Raw genomic sequence first — 16,182 nt, 5'->3', positions numbered from 1 at the left:
GACGGAAACGCGGCAGGCGGCGCAGTAAGGGGAAGTACTGCGTCCGCGACAGGAGACCGCCATGAGTCCGAGCCTGCAGGAACTGATCGCGCAGGCCGATGAGCGAGGGCTGGCCGCCTCGGCCCTGGCCTGCCTCGACCGCTGCCTGCCCCTGCTCGACGGCAGCGGGGACGACCTGCGCCCGCTGTGGGGTGCCGTGGCCAGGAAGGGCGCCGGCTGGGCGGAGCGCCTCGACCGGGCCCGCGCCGCGCTGGAGGCCGCCGGCGACACGGCCGGCGACCCCGCGGGCGAGGGGGCGGGTCCGGTCCGCAAGATGCTGGGCGCCGCACCCGTCGTCTGGGAGGCGGAGGCGCTGCGGGAGTGGGCCGAGACCTGCTCGCAGCACGCGCTCGCCGCGCACCGGGCACTGGAGGTCCTGCCCTCCGGCGACGACTCCGGTCCGCTCGTCAGCGGCGAGCTTCGCCGTCAGGTCCGCATCCTGGAGGTCCTCACCGACGACACGCCCGCGGGCCTGCGTCAGGTGGTGGACATATCCGCCGAGGGCCAGCGTGTGGTGCGCGCCGTCGTCTCGCGCCGGGCCCGGGGAGCGTGAGCGGGCCGGGCCCGGCGCGAGACGAGCGCCGGATCACGCGAGTGAGCCGAAGGGGCGCCCCGGTGGGGGTCCCCCCGGCCCGAGGCCAGGGGGAGAACCGCGCGCACGGTCAGGGGAACAGCAGCCGGCCGATGTTGAGGCCGGTGGGTGCTCCCAGGGACGACACGCCGTAGTAGATGCCCGACGACGGGACCACGCCGTTCGCGCCGCTGTTGTCCAGCTGCAGGATCACGCCGTTGTTCGCGTCCTCCCCGTCGGCGCCCAGTGCCAGGTCCGCCCGGCCGTAGCCGGAGAGGTCGGACAGTGTCACGGCCGCGCCGAGCCGTTCGTTCGGGGCGGAGTCCCCGGGCACTCCGGTGGTGTCCTGCGAGTGGGCGACCGAGCCGGTGGCGGTCAGGCCGGTGGACGAGCCGCGCAGCAGGATCGCCTGGCCCGCGTTGGCCTGGGCCGCGCCGCCGCGGACGAGGTCCTCGCCCGGCAGGCCGGTCAGGACGTCGGCGTAGCCGTCGAGGTCGACGTCGCCGACGGAGACGGACGCGCCCATCGTGTCGCCGGCCTCGTCGGTGTCGGGCACGCCGGTGGAGTTCTGCTGGAACGTCGCGCGGCCGGTGGCGGTCAGGCCGGTGGCGGATCCGAAGACCGTGGCGACCGCGCCGCCGCTGGCGGTGTGGCCGGACTCGGTGGCGTTCGGCTGGCCGATCGCCAGGTCGTCGTACCCGTCGCCGTTGAGGTCGCCCACGTCGAGGGAGCGGCCGCCGCGCGGGTAGAGGACGCCGATCCGCTCCAGGCCGTTCGCGGTGCCCTTGAGGGCGACGATCCGGCCGACACCGGAGGAGTCGCGGTAGGTGACGGCGGCGTCGGCGTACCCGTCCTTGTTGAAGTCCCCGCTCGCGGCGGACGCGAAGGAGACGACCGAGGTGTTGGCCTTGTCGCTGAGGTAGCCGGCCTTCGTCGGGTGGGTGGTGTTCCTCGACTCGAACACCCACCAGCGGCCGGGGATGCCGGGCGCGACCGAGAGTACGTCGGACTTGCCGTCGGCGTTGAAGTCGCCCGTGGCGACGGCGGTGCCGAGCTTGTCGCCGTTGACCCGGTAGGCGGGCGAGGTCATGTACGAGGTGCCGGAGGTGAGGTGCGGGCCGTTCAGGACGGTGACCGAGCCGGTGTCGGTGTGGCCGGAGGTGTCGTCCTCGCCGGGGGCGCCGACCACCAGGTCCGCGTACCCGTCACCGTTGAAGTCGCCGTAGGCGCTCGCGGTGCCGAAGGAGTCGGACGCCTCGTTGTCGCCGGGCACGCCGGTGCTGTTCTGGTCGATGGTCCAGCGGCCGGTGAGGCTCGGCCCGTCGGTGGTGCCGCGCAGGACCTTCACCTGCCCGGCGCCGCCCGAGGCCTTCGGCAGGGCGGCGACCAGGTCGGTGATGCCGTCCCGGTCGACGTCCTCGGTGGGGATCGCGGAGTTGCGGCCGGCGCTCGCCGCGAAGGAGCGGATGCCGGAGAGCTTCGCGTAGAGGTTCTTGCCGGGGCAGACGGTGGCGAAGGCGTCCCGGTGGCCGGAGACGACGTTCACGGTGGCCTGCTCACCCTCGTTCCACACGCCGGTGTCGCCCTGGGCGGTCAGCGTGACCTTGCCCAGCGGGTTGCCGCCGTACTGCCCGAGCTTCCAGGCGGCGAGGCGGGCCGCCGACTCCAGCGCGGCCCGGGTCGGCCGGCCGGCGGGCTTGCCCGCGGCGGCGTCGCCCTCGAAGTCGCCCATGAAGGCGATGCCGGCGGAATAGCTGTTGAAGCCGTAGGTGTGCGCACCCTTGACCGGCAGGTCGACTCCGCCGCCGCGGCCCTCGAAGATCCGGCCGCACTTGTCGACGAGGAAGTTGTAGCCGAGGTCGTTCCAGCCCTCGCTCTCGACGTGGTACGTCAGGATCGCGCGGACCATCGCCGGGCTCTGGGCGCAGCTGTAGTCGTTGGTGTCGACGGTGTGGTGGACGAAGACCGCCTGCACCTTGCCGAGGTACTCCGGCGGGTCGTCGACCAGCGTCTCGTCCGCGCCCCACTGGGCGCGCGTGATGATCGGTGGCCGGTTGACCGTGGACGGCGGCGCGACCGGCACGGTCGCGGTCGGTGTCGGGGCGGGGGAGGAACCGGTCGGGGACGGCGTGTCGGAGCGGGTCTCCGACGGCGCGGGAGAGGTCGCGGTCTCCGTCACGGTGGGCGCCGGCGGGTCGCTGGGGACCGGCTCCGAGGGTGCCGGTGCGGTGGTGTCGCTCGCGCCGGGGGACGGGGTCTCCTCCAGGGCGTACGCGGCGCCGGTCATCGCCGCGTCGTCGGCGGGCGGCAGGGCGGCTCCGTTCGCCGACTCGGTGGCGGTGACGCCCGGGTCGACCATGTGCAGCCGGAGGTCCTTGGGCAGCGCCTTCCCGGAGGTGACCTTGACCTGCACGGCGGTGGACGGGCCGACCCACAGCGGCTCCGACGCCCCGCGTTCGGGGGTCTCCTCGCCGTCGGGCAGGTGGGCGTCCAGGTCCAGCGTCCGCCAGGGGCTCCATCTGCCGCTGACGGCGTCGCGGGTGCGGATCCTGGCGTCTCCCGCCACCCTGGTGCGGGCGTCGCCCCATCCGATGCCGAGCAGGGAGAACTCCTCGGTTTCGGTGCTGGGCAGGGAGACCGCGGTGGTGCCGCCGCCGAGCCCGAGCGTGCGCAGCTTCGCCGGGCGTTCGGCCGGGCCCTTTCCGGGGTTGTCGCCGGGGCCGGCCACGGCCACGGTCACCATTCCGGCGCCGCCCAGGACGACCGCGCCCAGCGTCAGCCAGGCTCTGCGCTTCGTGCTCAACGGTTGGTACGCATGCGCTCTGCGCGGGCTCACAGTGCCCCACCCTCCAGAAGAATCGACCTACGGCGGACCCGGTAGCGGCCTGCTTCCGGCCGCGCGGCCGGCCTGCCCGAGGGCATGCCGATGCGGCGCCGGGTGGGGGATCGGCGAACACGTGACTGGGTTTCCGTGCGGGAACCGGGCGGTTATACCCCAGCCGATCAACTCGGCGCGAGCGATCGGACCAAGCGGACGGAGTGGTGCATACGTGCCGGTCGGCAGGGGGGAAGTGAGCGCGGACACCCGAGTTGTACGAATGGTTGTACGAGCGGGCCGGGCTCCGGCTATGAGAAGTGACACATTCCGGTTCGTGTGACGGTCCCGTGCCCGCCGTCGCTGGGTCAGGCATGGATGGGGACTTCAGCACACTGCCCGCCGCCCGGGACATCCGTGCGCACGTCGCCCGGTTCGTGACCCGGCTGACCGAGCGGAACCGGCTGCCGCTCGACTACAGCGCCGCCAGCCTGCGCCTCGTCGACCTCGTCGTGGACGGGCTGCGGCGCGACCAGCCCGCACGGGAGCGGGTCGAGCCGGTCCTGAGGGGCCTCGGCGCGTACACCGGCGAGGTGATCGTGCGCCGCGCCGGCGGGCAGTGGGTGGACTTCGACGAGGACCAGCGCGCGTACTTCGGCCAGCCGGTCGGCATCCGGATGCCCGACGGCCGGGCCTGGAACCCGCTCGGCAAGGTCGCCAACCGCTTCGAGACCGGCCCGGAGGAATCCGTCCAGCGTTTCTACCTGCTCCTGCACGGCCGCACCGGGGACAAGGCGCTGCTGTGACATTTCCGGGCGCCGCGGCGCAGAGCATTCAGGGGGATCAGGACGGCGCGAAGAGGACGGTGTGGGGGCGTACGACGCGGACCTGGGAGCTGCCGTCGCGCGCGCCCAGCAGGGGGACGAGGACGCGTTCGCGCAGGCCTACCGGCTGGTGCAGCCGGGCCTGCTCGGCTATGTCCGGGGGCTCGTGGGAGACGACGCCGAGGACGTCGCCGCCGAGGCGTGGCTGGAGATCGCGCGCGACCTGGGACGGTTCCGCGGGGACGGCGCGGGCTTCCGGGGGTGGACGGCGACCATCGCCCGCCACCGGGCTCTCGATCATCTGCGCAAGCAGAGGCGCGCCCCGCTCACCTCGCTGATCGAACACGACGTACTGGAACTGCCGGGCGGACAGGACACCGCCGCCGCGGCACTGGAGTCCCTCTCCACCGAGGAGGCGCTCGCACTGATCCGCGGACTGCCGCGCGATCAGGCCGAGGCCGTCCTGCTGCGGGTGGTCGTGGGACTGGACGGACCCGCGACCGCGCGGGTCCTGGGCAAGCGCCCGGGAGCGGTACGCACCGCCGCGTACCGAGGGCTGAGAAAACTCGCCGGGCGACTGGCGCAGGGCGGAGAAGGATGAAACGCGAACCGGACGAGCCGCGCACGCAGGCGGAGCCGGCGGAGCTGCGGGAGACGGCGGAGCTGCTCGGCGCCGCCGTGCGCGGCGACGAGCCCGCCGACCCGGTGGGCGAGCGGAAGGCACTGGCGGCCTTCCGGGCGGCGCGCGACGCGGGCGCGCACGCCGTGGTGAGCAACCGGCGGCGGGACGACTGGCGGCCGGTGCGGGAGCGCCGTGCCCGACAGCGGTCACTGCGGGCCGCCGCACTGGGCCTGGCGGCGACCGTGCTGCTGGGCGGGGTCGCCGTGGCGGCCGGGACGGGCGCGATCCCCTCCCCGTTCGGCGGCGCGACGGCGCCGGGGCCCGGCCCGTCGGGCGCGCCGACCCGGGGCGTCCCCGCGTCGCCGCTCGTCGAGCGGGACCCGGAGCAGGGCGTGCGTCCCACCCGCTCGGCCCGCGTCCCGGACGACACCCGGGCGGAGGACGACGGCGGGAAGCGGGAACAGCGGGGCAAGGGCCTGGTGGACGAACCGGCGAACCCGCAGAAGCCGCCCACGAAACCCCGGAAGCCGCCGAAGACCGGGAAGCCCGGCCCCACCGCGACGAACGGCACGCGGACGTCCGTCCGGACGACGCAGCCGCGCCGGCCGACACGGCCGGCGAAGCAGAAGGGCACCGGAAGCCAGGGGCGGGAAGAGGGCGGCGGCGGGGGAACGCGCGCCCCGTCCTGAGCGGCGCGTGAGCCGCCTCGCGTGTCACTGGAGGACGACCGGGGCCGCCACCCCCCACAGGAGAGGCCCCGGTCGTCTTCCGCGGGTCCGCTTCACGGCCCCGTACTCCTATCAGCGCCGTGCGTGCGTTTTCTGTCACACCGCGCTGCGTCAGAGAGATGTTGCACGTTGTACTAGACATGGACGTGACGCGGGGAAAGGACGTAGCGTGCTGCTGCGCGCTGGCCGATGGGCAATGTGACCAGCCGCGATGACGAACAGGGTTGTGGGAGTGCTGGGGGACGACGCGGAGCTGACCGCCGCGGTGCTCGCGGCACAGGACGGGGACGAGAACGCCTTCCGTGCTGTGTACCGCGCCGTGCATCCGCGGCTCATCGGCTACATACGCACGCTGGTCGGCGACGTGGACGCCGAGGACGTCGCATCGGAGTCCTGGCTGCAGATAGCCCGCGACCTCGACCGGTTCAGCGGGGACGCGGACCGGTTCCGGGGCTGGGCGGCACGGATCGCCCGCAACCGCGCCCTCGACCATCTGCGCATGCGCGGCAGGCGTCCCGCCATCGGCGGTGACGAAGCCGAACTCACCGACAAGCCGGCCGAGTCCGACACCGCGGACGAGGCCATGGAAGCGCTGGCCACCGGCCACACCATGAATCTGATCGCCCAGCTGCCGCAGGACCAGGCCGAGGCCGTCATCCTGCGCGTCGTCGTCGGCCTGGACGCCAAGAGCGCCGCCAAGACGCTCGGCAAGCGCCCCGGCGCCGTACGGACCGCCGCCCACCGCGGGCTGAAGCGGCTCGGCGAACTGCTCGGCACGGAAGGGGCGGGCCCCGCGCTCGGCGCCGTACCGCCGCAACCGGGGCCGCGCTCGGGCTCCGTCGCCCGCACCGGTGTGACGCATTGGCGCTCGCGGACGCAGAAGGACATGTGATGGCCGACGAGCGGAATGAATGGCTCGACCAGGAAGCGGCGGAGCGACTGCTGCGTGGTGAGCCGGTCGACCCGGCCGACGATCAGGCACGGGCGCGGGCCCGCCTCCTCGCGGAGGCACTGGACTCCGTACGTGCGCCGCACCCCGCCGACGGCGCCGAACTGCCCGGCGAGGCGGCGGCGCTCGCGGCCTTCCGGCAGGCCCGCGCGGCCGGGAGGGCCGGTGCGCGGCCCGCCGCGACGGCGCCCGGCGCGGACCTCGGCCCGGTACGGGTCAAGCCGGCGCCCCGGTCCCTCCGCTGGGGCCGGCCCCTGCGCTGGGGACTCGCCGCCTCGGTCGCCGGACTCGCGGTCGGCGGCGTGGCCGTCGCCGCGGGCAGCGGCGTGCTGGCCGCCCTCGGCGGCGACCGCGAGCCGTTGCCCGCCTCCTCCGTGTCGGCCCCCGCCACCCCCGGACCGCTGGTGTCCGAGGAGCCGGCCGGCGGCCGTGACTCCCGTACGCCCGAGACGCCCGCCGAGCCCGGCGGCACACCGTCGTCCCCGTCGCCGTCCGGCCCCGGGGCCGGACCCGGACCGGACCGTCCGCACGAGCCCGGGCCGGAGCCCAGCCGTACCGGCGGAGAGGATTCCGGCAGCACCGGGGACCACATCCCGGACCGGGAGAAGATCCGGGACCGCACCTGGTACGCCAAGATGACGAAGGAGTGCCGCGCCTACCGCGAGGGCGACCTCGACGGCGACCGTGAGAAGCAGCTCGCGCTGGCCGCCCAGGGCGGCCACAACGTCAAGAAGTTCTGCGACTGGCTGCTGGACGGCGACCGCGAGGGCGAGACCGCCGGCAGCGGCGACGACGGCGGCAAGAACAGCGGCGGCAAGACCGGCGGTGAGGACGGCGACTCCGGCGAGGCGGGCGGTGTCCCCTCCGTCACCTGGCGCCCCGTGCCGCCGGCTTCTCTGCCGGTGACCGAACTGGCCTTCTGACCTGCGGTTTCAAAAAATCTTCGGCAGGGTGTGACGTTTTTCGACCCCGTGACGCAGTAATGAGTGAGCCGACTGGTCATCGGCCGCGCGAAGAGCCGGGGTTCCCCCCGTACCTACGGCTCAGCGCACATGGCGCGGGCGGGACACGTTCCCCCGGTCCCGCCCGCGCCCTCTCCGCTCCCCCCTTCCGGCGAAACGCCCGGGGCCTCTCCTACCAGTGGACGACGACCTTGTCGCCGACCTTCACCTGCTTGAAGACCTGCGCGAGCCGCTGCTTGTCGCGGACGTTGACGCAGCCGTGCGAGGCGCCGTTGTAACCGCGGGCCGCGAAGTCCGAGGAGTAGTGCACCGCCTGGCCGCGGCTGAAGAACATCGAGTACGGCATGTCGGAGTGGTAGAGCGTCGACTTCCACTCGACTTCCTTGCGGTCCACCTTGAACGTGCCCTCACGGGTCGGTGTGTTGACCGAGCCGAAACGGACGTCCATCGCCGCGACGACCTTGCCGTCGATCATCCAGGCGAGGGTGCGGCTCTCCTTGCTGATGCAGAGCACCCGGCCGGTCATGCAGCGCTGGTCCGGCGTGTCGAGCTCGTTGCTGGTCTGCGGGCGCAGCTCGTCCGCGGTCGGCTTGCGCGTCGTCGCCAGCAGCCGCTGCCAGGTGGTCTCGTCGACCTTGCCGGTCTTCGGCAGCCCGCTCTTCTTCTGGAAGGCCGACACCGCCTCGGCGGTCATCGAGCCGTAGAACGCGGTGGGACTGCGGTGGAAGTGGTCGAGCTGGCGCAGCCGCGCCTGCAACTCGCGGACCTGCTCGTTCTCCGTCCCCTCCGCCATCAGCACCTCGTCCTTGCCGCTCACCGACGGCTTCGCGGACGAGGGGGTGCCGGACGGCTCGGCCCCGTCCTGGGCGCCGCCGGCCGGCGACTCGGCCGCCGGTGACGCGGCGGAGGAGGGGGAGCCCGTGGGGGACGCCCCGGGACTCCCCACGGCCTGGGCCGTACAACCGGTGGCGACAGCCACGGCGGCAGCGGCCAGCAGTGCTCTGCGTATGACGGACGTGCGGTTCATGTGAGCCCCCCGGGGTGAACGTATGTACCTAAGGGATGCTTCTCGGGCGTGCTTGGTTGCGCTGCCCGGAGCATGCTGTGAGGAAGGTCCCACCGCGCGGCCCTCCACCGTGCCGCACGGCCGCCGCTACAGTCCGTGGCGAGGATGGTTACCAGCCAGTAGGGCCTTTGGGAGGCACAGCACATGGCGCGCGAGTCCGAGTCGGGTCTGCCCATCGAGCCGGTGTACGGACCGGACGCCCTGAGCGGCTGGGACGCCGGCGGCAAGCTGGGCGAACCGGGCTCCTACCCCTTCACCCGCGGCGTCTACCCGACCATGTACACCGGCCGCCCCTGGACGATGCGCCAGTACGCCGGCTTCGGCACCGCCACCGAGTCCAACGCCCGCTACCAGCAGCTGATCGCGAACGGCACCATGGGCCTCTCGGTCGCCTTCGACCTGCCGACCCAGATGGGCCACGACAGCGACGCCCCCATCGCCCACGGCGAGGTCGGCAAGGTGGGCGTGGCGATCGACTCGATCGACGACATGCGGGTGCTCTTCGACGGCATCCCGCTGGACAAGGTCTCCACGTCGATGACCATCAACGCGCCCGCCGCGATCCTGCTGCTGCTCTACCAGCTCGTCGGCGAGGAGCAGGGCGTCCCCGCGGACAAGCTGACCGGCACCATCCAGAACGACGTGCTGAAGGAGTACATCGCGCGGGGCACCTACATCTTCCCGCCGAAGCCCTCCCTCCGGCTCATCGCCGACATCTTCAAGTACTGCCGGGCCGAGATCCCGAAGTGGAACACCATCTCCATCTCCGGCTACCACATGGCGGAGGCCGGGGCCTCACCCGCGCAGGAGATCGCCTTCACCCTGGCCGACGGCATCGAGTACGTCCGCACCGCCGTAGCCGCCGGCATGGACGTCGACGACTTCGCGCCCCGGCTCTCCTTTTTCTTCGTCGCCCGCACCACGATCCTCGAAGAGGTCGCCAAGTTCCGCGCCGCCCGCCGGATCTGGGCGCGCGTCATGCGCGAGGAGTTCGGGGCGAAGAACCCGAAGTCCCAGATGCTCCGCTTCCACACCCAGACCGCCGGTGTGCAGCTCACCGCCCAGCAGCCCGAGGTCAACCTCGTCCGGGTGGCGGTCCAGGGTCTGGCCGCGGTCCTCGGCGGCACGCAGTCGCTGCACACCAACTCCTTCGACGAGGCCATCGCGCTGCCCACCGACAAGAGCGCCCGCCTCGCCCTGCGCACCCAGCAGGTCCTCGCGTACGAGACCGACGTCACCGCCACCGTCGACCCGTTCGCCGGCTCCTACGTCATAGAGAAGATGACCGACGAGGTGGAGGAGGCGGCGCTGGCCCTCATGGCACGCGTCGAGGACCTCGGCGGCGCCGTCAGCGCCATCGAGCGCGGTTTCCAGAAGAACGAGATCGAGCACAACGCGTACCGGATCGCCCAGGAGACCGACTCCGGCGAGCGGGTCGTCGTCGGCGTCAACCGCTACACCCTGGACGAGGAGGAGCCCTACGAGCCCCTGCGCGTCGACCCGGCGATCGAGGCCCAGCAGGCCGCACGCCTCGCGGCCCTGCGCGCCGAGCGCGACCAGGAGGCGGTCGACACGGCCCTCGCCGCCCTGCGGGACGCCGCCCGCGGTACCGACAACGTCCTCTATCCGATGAAGGAAGCCCTCAGGGCCCGGGCCACGGTCGGCGAGGTCTGCAACGCGCTGCGCGAGGTGTGGGGGACGCACACGCCGACGGACGCGTTCTGACGCCGGCGGACGCGTTCCGACCCGTTCCGCCCCGTGAAACCCCGAGGCGGAGTGTCGTACCCGTGTGCGACACTCCGCCCCATGCTGGGTGTCACCGATCTGCCGACCTACCTCGTCGGTCTCGTCCTGATCATTCTGCTGCCGGGACCCAACTCGCTGTACGTGCTCTCCGTCGCCGCCCGCCGCGGCATACGGACGGGCTATGTCGCCGCGTCCGGTGTCTGGTGCGGCGACACGGTCCTGATGACGCTCTCCGCGGCCGGCGTCGCCTCCCTGCTCCAGGGCAACGCGCTGCTCTTCGGCATCGTCAAGTACGCGGGCGCCGGCTATCTGACCTGGATGGCGATCGGCATGCTGAGGGCCGCCCTGTCGATGTGGCGCGCCCGGCGCGACGAGACGGCCGACGAGGCCGCCCCCGCGGGCGGCGCCGCCGAGCGGCCGTTCCGCCGGGCCCTGGTCATCAGCCTGTTCAACCCGAAGGCGATCCTCTTCTTCGTCGCGTTCTTCGTGCAGTTCGTCGATCCGGCCTACCAGTACCCGGCGCTCTCCTTCGTCGTGCTCGGCGCCCTCGCCCAGGTGGCGAGCGTGCTCTACCTGACCGTGCTGATCTTCGCCGGGACGCATCTCGCGGCCGCCTTCCGCCGCCGCAGGCGCCTGTCCGCCACCGCCACGTCCGCGGCCGGGGCCCTCTTCCTCGGCTTCGCCCTGAAGCTGTCGCTCACCAGCGCCTGACCCTTCGTCCGGGGCGGCACGCCAGGCCGGTACAGCCGAGGCGGGGCACGTGCCCGTCCTTCCCGGGGCCGTCCCCGGAAGTCACCCGCCGAGCGCCGTCCGCCCGAGGCTCCTTCGGGCCCGGCGGACCACGCGCCGGGCGAGGCGGCGCACCGCGGCGTTGCGGGTCGCCGGGAGGCCGCCGGGCAGCCCCAGCGCGGTGAGCCGGCGCCGCTTGAAGTACCGCCGGCCCGCCGTGCCCGTCCGGGCGGCCAGATACCGCTCTGCCGCCGGGCGCAGATCCGCCCGCGTCCGCGGCTGCATGGCGAAGCCGACCGCGGCGAGCAGCCCCGCCAGATCCGTCTCCGCGGGGGGCTCCGCACCGCCCTCCAGGTCAGGCAGCAGCGCGTCCGCGAGGGTCACCGGCACCCGGTTGCTGTTCTGGTACGGCGTCAGCCGGTCCAGCAGCGGACCGGTGCCGAGCCGGGCGGCCGGGATGCCGTAGAACGCGCTCGCGGTGAACAGCCCGGTCGAGAAGCACCCGGCCACCAGAGCCGGACGCATCCGCCGGAACAGCACCTCGGCGAGCACCGGCCCTTCGAGCACCGTCAATGCGGCGCCGGCGGTCCGGGCCTCCTCCTCCAGGGCGCGCGACCAGGACGCGGGCGCCACCGGGTGCGGCTTGAACACGATCCTGCGGTGCCCGCGCGCGATCGCGCCGCGCACCATCCGCAGGTGCAGCGCCTCCTCCTCGGCGGGGGTGAGGATGTCCAGCGCGGACAGGTACTGCCCCAGCAGCAGAGCGCCGCCCTCCGCCTCCGCCGCCCCTTCCGCCGTCCCCGCGGGCCCTGCGCCGGACCCGGCCAGCTCGTCGACGACCTTCAGGAACGCCTCGGTCGGCACGACCTCCGGCACCGCGCCGAACTCCGCCAGCAGCAGCGGCCGCAGCCCCGGCACGAGATCCAGGTGCAGCAGCCGCCGCACCCGCTCGCCGACCAGCGGGTCGAGCCTGTTGCGGGTGGGGCCGTAGCTCATCAGCCCGTCCGCGTACACATCGACCGGCGCGTCGGGGAACAGCTGGGCCACCGACAGCGCGGGCGCGACCTGCAGGGACTCGACCGCCAGCTCGATCCGGTCGTCACCGAGCCCCCAGAGCAGCCGCAGATGACGCTCCCACAGGGGCACGTCGTCCGGGCGGGGCGACCAGCCGGCCGGGTGGAAAGGCGCCACGGCGTCGTTCCAGGACAGCACCCCGTCGAAGCGGTCGCGCAGCCGCTCGAAGCCGGGCGTCCGGTCCAGCGGGACCGCCGTCTCGGGGACGGCCGCGTTGTTGGCGACCAGCAGCAGCCGCCGGCCGGCGGGCGCGAAGCAGCCGCTGTCCACCGCGGCGGCCAGCGTCACCGCGCCGTAGAGCGTCGAGGCGTAGAGGATCTGCGTGGTGCGGGCCGCGCGGGCGGTCGTGCGGTCCGTCCGGGTGGCCGTACCGGGCGTCCGGGGGGTGCTCATGCCACGGCCCCCGTCGTGCGGACGGACCGCCTGCGCGCCCGGTGCAGCCGGCGCAGCCGGGACGCGCGCTCGGCGTCCATCGTGTCGAGGGCGTCTTCGAGTAGGTGCCGCGGCATACGGCCCAGCGCGGCCCCGCTCCAGGCCCGCAATGTACGGGCGACGGGCGGTTCGAAGCGCCCGGCGGAACCCAGATGGTGCGCGATGATCGCACAGTAGGTGCGCACCGCTTTCGGCAGCAGCCGGTCGGAATCCGGATCCTTCGCCGTTTCCGCGAGAACCTGATCGAAAGCCCGAATGAAATCGAGCTGACGAATGTCGCCGATTTGTGTGAGTGACGAGGAGACACCGCGCCGGTAAAAGAATCCGAGTGTGCTCACCGCCGCGAAGGATTCCGCCTCGCGGTGCAGCCGCCATATCCAGGGCCGGTCCTCGGCGGTGCGCAGCCCGTCCGTGAAGCGCAGCAGACCCCGGTCCGCCAGCCTCCGGTGGTACATCCCGGCCCAGGCGTAGGGGTAGTCGACCGACGTGGACCGGTCGGCCGGCAGGATCGCGTCGCGCGGCCGCAGCACCTCGCCCCTCCGGCCCACCGGAACCCGGTGCACGGTGCGCTCCCTGCCCACGCAGCGCACATGGTCCGTGCGCACGAAATCGCAGCCCAACCCCTCCACGGACGCGAGCAGCCGGGCGAAGTGGCCGGGCGCGACCCAGTCGTCGCCGTCGAGGAACGCGAGATATTCGCCCCGGGCCGCGTCGATGCCGGTGTTGCGGGCGGTCGCCAGCCCGCTGTTGCGCGCGTGCCGGAGCAGGACCGCTCCCGGCACCTCGCGCACGGCCCGCCGCAGGATCTCCCCGGTCCCGTCGGTCGAGCAGTCGTCGACGAGCAGGAATTCGAAGTCCTCGCGGGCGTTCGCACGCAGGCTGTTCAGGGCGTCGGGGGCATATGTCTGCACGTTGTAGAACGGCACGACGACAGAGAGCTTGACCACCCGCGAGACGCTATGCGGTGCCCCGGACATTCGCTCTGACCGAGGAAGGGATGCCCGGTGAACACTGAGCGGCGCGCTCCTTAACCGGATTGCGGCCGGCCGCTGTTCACCGTTTGTTGCGGTCGAGTTGGGCCGAAAAGCGAAGCGCCTTCCTAACGTCCTCGGCGTGCCTTCGAGGACCACTGCAGAGGTGCGGATCGCGGTACTCGCCGATTCCGACACCCGATGGAAATGGGGCGCGCTCACCGCGCGTCGCATCGCCCCGCCCGGCGCGGAACCGCCCGGTGCCGAACCGGCGGAACGCCCCGGTGCCGAACCGCCCGGCGCGGAACCTGCCGGCTTCCTGCTGCGCGGCCGGGCCACCCCGACCGCGCGACAGCTCGCCGAGGTCGGCGCCCACGCGCGGCCGCCGCGCGAGGTGACCGGCGCGGAGTTCCTCCGGGCGGTGCGGGACGAGGCGTACGACGTCGTCGTCCTCGCGCTGGTCGGCGGCACCGTCCAGGCGATGCTGCACGGCCTGGCGGGTCTGGCGCTCCCGCGCCGCCCGGTCGTCGTGACCGGCTACGTCGGAGTGGTCTACGAGAAGCTCGCGGACGGGCTGCTGCTGCGGCACGGCGCCGACGTCGTGCTCGCCAACTCCCGCCACGACGCGGAGCGCTTCCGCGCCGTGTACGAGGGCGTGGGCGCCGACGCCTCGGCCGTCGTCGAAGCGGCCCTGCCCTTCCTCGGTGGCGCGCCGTACGCGCCGCAGGAGGGCCGGGACACGCTCGTCTTCGCCGCCCAGCCGTCCGTCCCCGCCTCCCGGGCCGACCGCACCTATCTGCTGCGGAGGCTCGTCGAGCACGCGCGGCTGCGCCCGGAGCGCGAGGTCCTGCTGAAGCTCCGCTCCCTGCCGGGCGAGCACACCACGCACATCGAGGAACTCCCGTACCAGAAGCTGATCCGGGGCATGTCCCCGCCACCCAACCTCCGGCTCGTCCACGGCCACATGGGCGACCTCCTCGACCGCACCGACCTGCTGGTCACCGTCTCCTCCACGGCCGCCCTGGAGGCCCTGCACCGGCGTGTGCCCACCGCGGTCCTCACCGACCTCGGCGTGCGCGAGGCGCTCGGCAACCACCACTTCATCGGGTCGGGGCTGCTCACCTCCTGGGAACGGCTGGACCGCGGGCACCGCCCGGTGCCGGACGAGGAGTGGCTGGCCTGCCAGGGCGTGGCCAGTGACGGATCGTACGACTCCGCCTTCGCCGCGGCCCGCGCACGCGTGCTCGGCCTGCTCGCCGGGCCCGCCCTGCCGCCGCTGAGCCCCTACTACACCCGCACCACGGCCCCCGGCTACCTGCCCGGTGTGCTGGCCCGCCACCGACTGGACGCCGCGGCCGGTCCCGCCGGCGCCCCACCCACGGTCCTGCGGCGCGTCCTGCGCGACGCGGCGCGGGGCCTCTACCGCCACGGGGTGCAGCGCGTCGCCCCGGTCGTCCGCCGCCTGGGGGAGCTGTGACCGAACGATCCACCGTCCTCGCCGTCGTCCCCGCCCGGGGCGGCTCCCGGGGCGTCCCGGGGAAGAACCTCGCCGACGTCGGCGGCGTCCCGCTGGTCGCCCGTGCCGTCCGCGCCTGCCTCGCGGCCCGGCTCGTGACCGATGTCGTCGTCTCGACGGACGACCCGGCGATCGCCGAGGCGGCCCGCGCGGCCGGTGCCGAGGCCGTGTGGCGGCCCGCCGCCCTGGCCGGCGACACCGCCACCAGCGAGTCGGCGGTGCTCCACGCGATGGACGCCTTCGAGTCCCTCCACGGGCGCCCCGTCGACGTCGTGCTGCTGGTCCAGTGCACCAGCCCCTTCCTCACCGGCCCGGACCTCGACGGCGTCGCCTCGGAGGTCCTCCGCGCGGGCGCCGCCACCGCCCTCACGGTGGCCCGCTCCCACGGCTTCCTGTGGCGGGAGGACACCGGCGGGCACGGCGTCAACCACGACAAGGCCCACCGCTCGCGGCGGCAGGAGCGCGACCCCGAGTACCTGGAGACCGGCGCCGCCTACGCCATGGACGCGCGCGGCTTCCGGGAGCACCGGCACCGGTTCTTCGGCCGCACCGCACTCGTCCCCACCGACCCCGCCCGCGCCCTGGAGATCGACGACCCGCACGACCTCGCCCGGGCCCGCGCGCTCGCGCCGCTGCTCGACGAGCGCGTCACCCCGCACCCCGACGACATCGACGCCGTCGTCCTCGACTTCGACGGCACCCAGACCGACGACCGGGTGCTCATCGACTCCGAAGGGCGCGAGCTCGTCGCCGTGCACCGCGGGGACGGACTCGGCGTCGCCGCCCTGCGCCGCGCCGGCGTACAACTGCTGATCCTCTCCACCGAACGCAACCCCGTCGTCGCCGCCCGCGGCCGCAAGCTCGGCATCCCCGTCCTGCACGGCGTCGACCGCAAGGACGCGGCCCTCAAGCAGTGGTGCGACGACCACGCCATCGACCCCCAGCGGGTGCTCTACGCCGGCAACGACGTCAACGATCTGCCCTGCTTCGGGCTCGTCGGCTGGCCCGTGGCCGTCGCCGACGCCCACGACTCCGTGCGGGCCGCGGCCCGTGCCGTCACCGCCACCCCGGGCGGAGCCGGGGCCGTCAGGGAGATCGCGTCCTGGCTCCTCGGCCCGACCCTCGACCGCAGTTAGGA

The 16,182-nt window shown here is 73.6% G+C and carries 14 protein-coding genes; 10 read left to right on the top strand and 4 right to left on the bottom strand.

What is annotated here, in order from left to right; genetic code table 11:
• Positions 1-61 precede the first annotated feature (61 nt).
• Positions 62-592 carry a hypothetical protein gene (locus tag ACY34K_RS03140; protein WP_462743170.1) on the top strand — a complete coding sequence of 177 codons (531 nt, stop codon included), beginning with the start codon at positions 62-64 and terminating at the stop codon, positions 590-592.
• A 109-nt stretch (positions 593-701) separates the two neighbouring features.
• Here ACY34K_RS03140 and ACY34K_RS03135 read toward each other — a convergent pair whose 3' ends face one another.
• Positions 702-3,413 (bottom strand): FG-GAP-like repeat-containing protein, encoded by a 2,712-nt coding sequence (locus tag ACY34K_RS03135; protein ID WP_462743167.1) that lies wholly within the window; start codon positions 3,411-3,413, stop codon positions 702-704.
• Between the two features lie 386 nt (positions 3,414-3,799).
• On the opposite strand from ACY34K_RS03135, the gene ACY34K_RS03130 reads away from it, so the two are divergent.
• The 5 genes from ACY34K_RS03130 to ACY34K_RS03110 all read left to right on the top strand — a co-directional run bounded on the left by ACY34K_RS03130 (position 3,800) and on the right by ACY34K_RS03110 (position 7,471).
• On the top strand, positions 3,800-4,231 hold the full coding sequence (locus ACY34K_RS03130) for a hypothetical protein (protein ID WP_462743164.1): 432 nt from the start codon (positions 3,800-3,802) through the stop codon (positions 4,229-4,231).
• 61 nt (positions 4,232-4,292) lie between these two features.
• Entirely contained in the window at positions 4,293-4,850 is a 558-nt protein-coding gene (locus ACY34K_RS03125; RefSeq protein ID WP_462743161.1) for an RNA polymerase sigma factor, read from the top strand.
• Positions 4,847-5,560 carry a hypothetical protein gene (locus ACY34K_RS03120; protein ID WP_462743158.1) on the top strand — a complete coding sequence of 238 codons (714 nt, stop codon included), beginning with the start codon at positions 4,847-4,849 and terminating at the stop codon, positions 5,558-5,560. Before ACY34K_RS03125 ends, ACY34K_RS03120 begins: the two co-directional genes overlap by 4 nt.
• Before the next feature lie 271 nt (positions 5,561-5,831).
• A complete protein-coding gene (locus tag ACY34K_RS03115) occupies positions 5,832-6,491 on the top strand; it encodes an RNA polymerase sigma factor (RefSeq protein ID WP_462744014.1) in 660 nt (219 codons plus the stop codon).
• Positions 6,491-7,471, top strand: coding sequence for a hypothetical protein (locus ACY34K_RS03110; RefSeq protein ID WP_462743155.1), 981 nt, complete (start codon positions 6,491-6,493; stop codon positions 7,469-7,471). The genes ACY34K_RS03115 and ACY34K_RS03110 overlap by 1 nt, the downstream gene beginning before the upstream one ends.
• Positions 7,472-7,682: 211 nt before the next feature.
• Here ACY34K_RS03110 and ACY34K_RS03105 read toward each other — a convergent pair whose 3' ends face one another.
• Positions 7,683-8,537 carry a L,D-transpeptidase family protein gene (locus ACY34K_RS03105; protein ID WP_462743152.1) on the bottom strand — a complete coding sequence of 285 codons (855 nt, stop codon included), beginning with the start codon at positions 8,535-8,537 and terminating at the stop codon, positions 7,683-7,685.
• 183 nt (positions 8,538-8,720) lie between these two features.
• Between ACY34K_RS03105 and ACY34K_RS03100 the strand changes: the two genes are divergently transcribed.
• Both ACY34K_RS03100 and leuE read left to right on the top strand, forming a co-directional pair.
• A complete protein-coding gene (locus tag ACY34K_RS03100) occupies positions 8,721-10,301 on the top strand; it encodes an acyl-CoA mutase large subunit family protein (protein ID WP_462743149.1) in 1,581 nt (526 codons plus the stop codon).
• A gap of 81 nt (positions 10,302-10,382) precedes the next feature.
• Positions 10,383-11,033: a leucine efflux protein LeuE gene (leuE, locus tag ACY34K_RS03095; RefSeq protein ID WP_462743146.1), complete on the top strand. Its 651-nt coding sequence runs from the start codon at positions 10,383-10,385 to the stop codon at positions 11,031-11,033.
• 81 nt (positions 11,034-11,114) lie between these two features.
• Here the strand turns inward: leuE and ACY34K_RS03090 are convergent, their stop codons facing one another.
• A complete protein-coding gene (locus tag ACY34K_RS03090) occupies positions 11,115-12,518 on the bottom strand; it encodes a polysialyltransferase family glycosyltransferase (RefSeq protein WP_462743143.1) in 1,404 nt (467 codons plus the stop codon).
• On the bottom strand, positions 12,515-13,504 hold the full coding sequence (locus tag ACY34K_RS03085) for a glycosyltransferase family 2 protein (RefSeq protein ID WP_462743140.1): 990 nt from the start codon (positions 13,502-13,504) through the stop codon (positions 12,515-12,517). Before ACY34K_RS03085 ends, ACY34K_RS03090 begins: the two co-directional genes overlap by 4 nt.
• Positions 13,505-13,670: 166 nt before the next feature.
• Between ACY34K_RS03085 and ACY34K_RS03080 the strand changes: the two genes are divergently transcribed.
• The gene (locus tag ACY34K_RS03080) at positions 13,671-15,005 is read left to right on the top strand and encodes a DUF6716 putative glycosyltransferase (protein WP_462743137.1); all 1,335 of its coding nucleotides are present in this window, start codon (positions 13,671-13,673) and stop codon (positions 15,003-15,005) included.
• Positions 15,002-16,180 carry a cytidylyltransferase domain-containing protein gene (locus ACY34K_RS03075; protein WP_462743134.1) on the top strand — a complete coding sequence of 393 codons (1,179 nt, stop codon included), beginning with the start codon at positions 15,002-15,004 and terminating at the stop codon, positions 16,178-16,180. Before ACY34K_RS03080 ends, ACY34K_RS03075 begins: the two co-directional genes overlap by 4 nt.
• Positions 16,181-16,182 lie beyond the last annotated feature (2 nt).

The sequence above is a fragment of the Streptomyces sp. STAM6 genome (genome assembly GCF_054963715.1).
The sequence above is the reverse complement of the archived record's forward strand: the minus strand, read 5'-3'. Positions and strand labels throughout refer to the sequence as shown.

Bases quoted from the DNA above. Each gene is read 5' to 3' on its own strand.
- ACY34K_RS03140 (WP_462743170.1), top strand. From the start codon at position 62: ATGAGTCCGAGCCTGCAGGAACTGATCGCGCAGGCCGATGAGCGAGGG.
- ACY34K_RS03130 (WP_462743164.1), top strand. From the start codon at position 3,800: ATGGATGGGGACTTCAGCACACTGCCCGCCGCCCGGGACATCCGTGCG.
- ACY34K_RS03120 (WP_462743158.1), top strand. From the start codon at position 4,847: ATGAAACGCGAACCGGACGAGCCGCGCACGCAGGCGGAGCCGGCGGAG.
- ACY34K_RS03110 (WP_462743155.1), top strand. From the start codon at position 6,491: ATGGCCGACGAGCGGAATGAATGGCTCGACCAGGAAGCGGCGGAGCGA.
- ACY34K_RS03105 (WP_462743152.1), bottom strand. From the start codon at position 8,537: ATGAACCGCACGTCCGTCATACGCAGAGCACTGCTGGCCGCTGCCGCC.
- ACY34K_RS03100 (WP_462743149.1), top strand. From the start codon at position 8,721: ATGGCGCGCGAGTCCGAGTCGGGTCTGCCCATCGAGCCGGTGTACGGA.
- leuE (WP_462743146.1), top strand. From the start codon at position 10,383: ATGCTGGGTGTCACCGATCTGCCGACCTACCTCGTCGGTCTCGTCCTG.
- ACY34K_RS03090 (WP_462743143.1), bottom strand. From the start codon at position 12,518: ATGAGCACCCCCCGGACGCCCGGTACGGCCACCCGGACGGACCGCACG.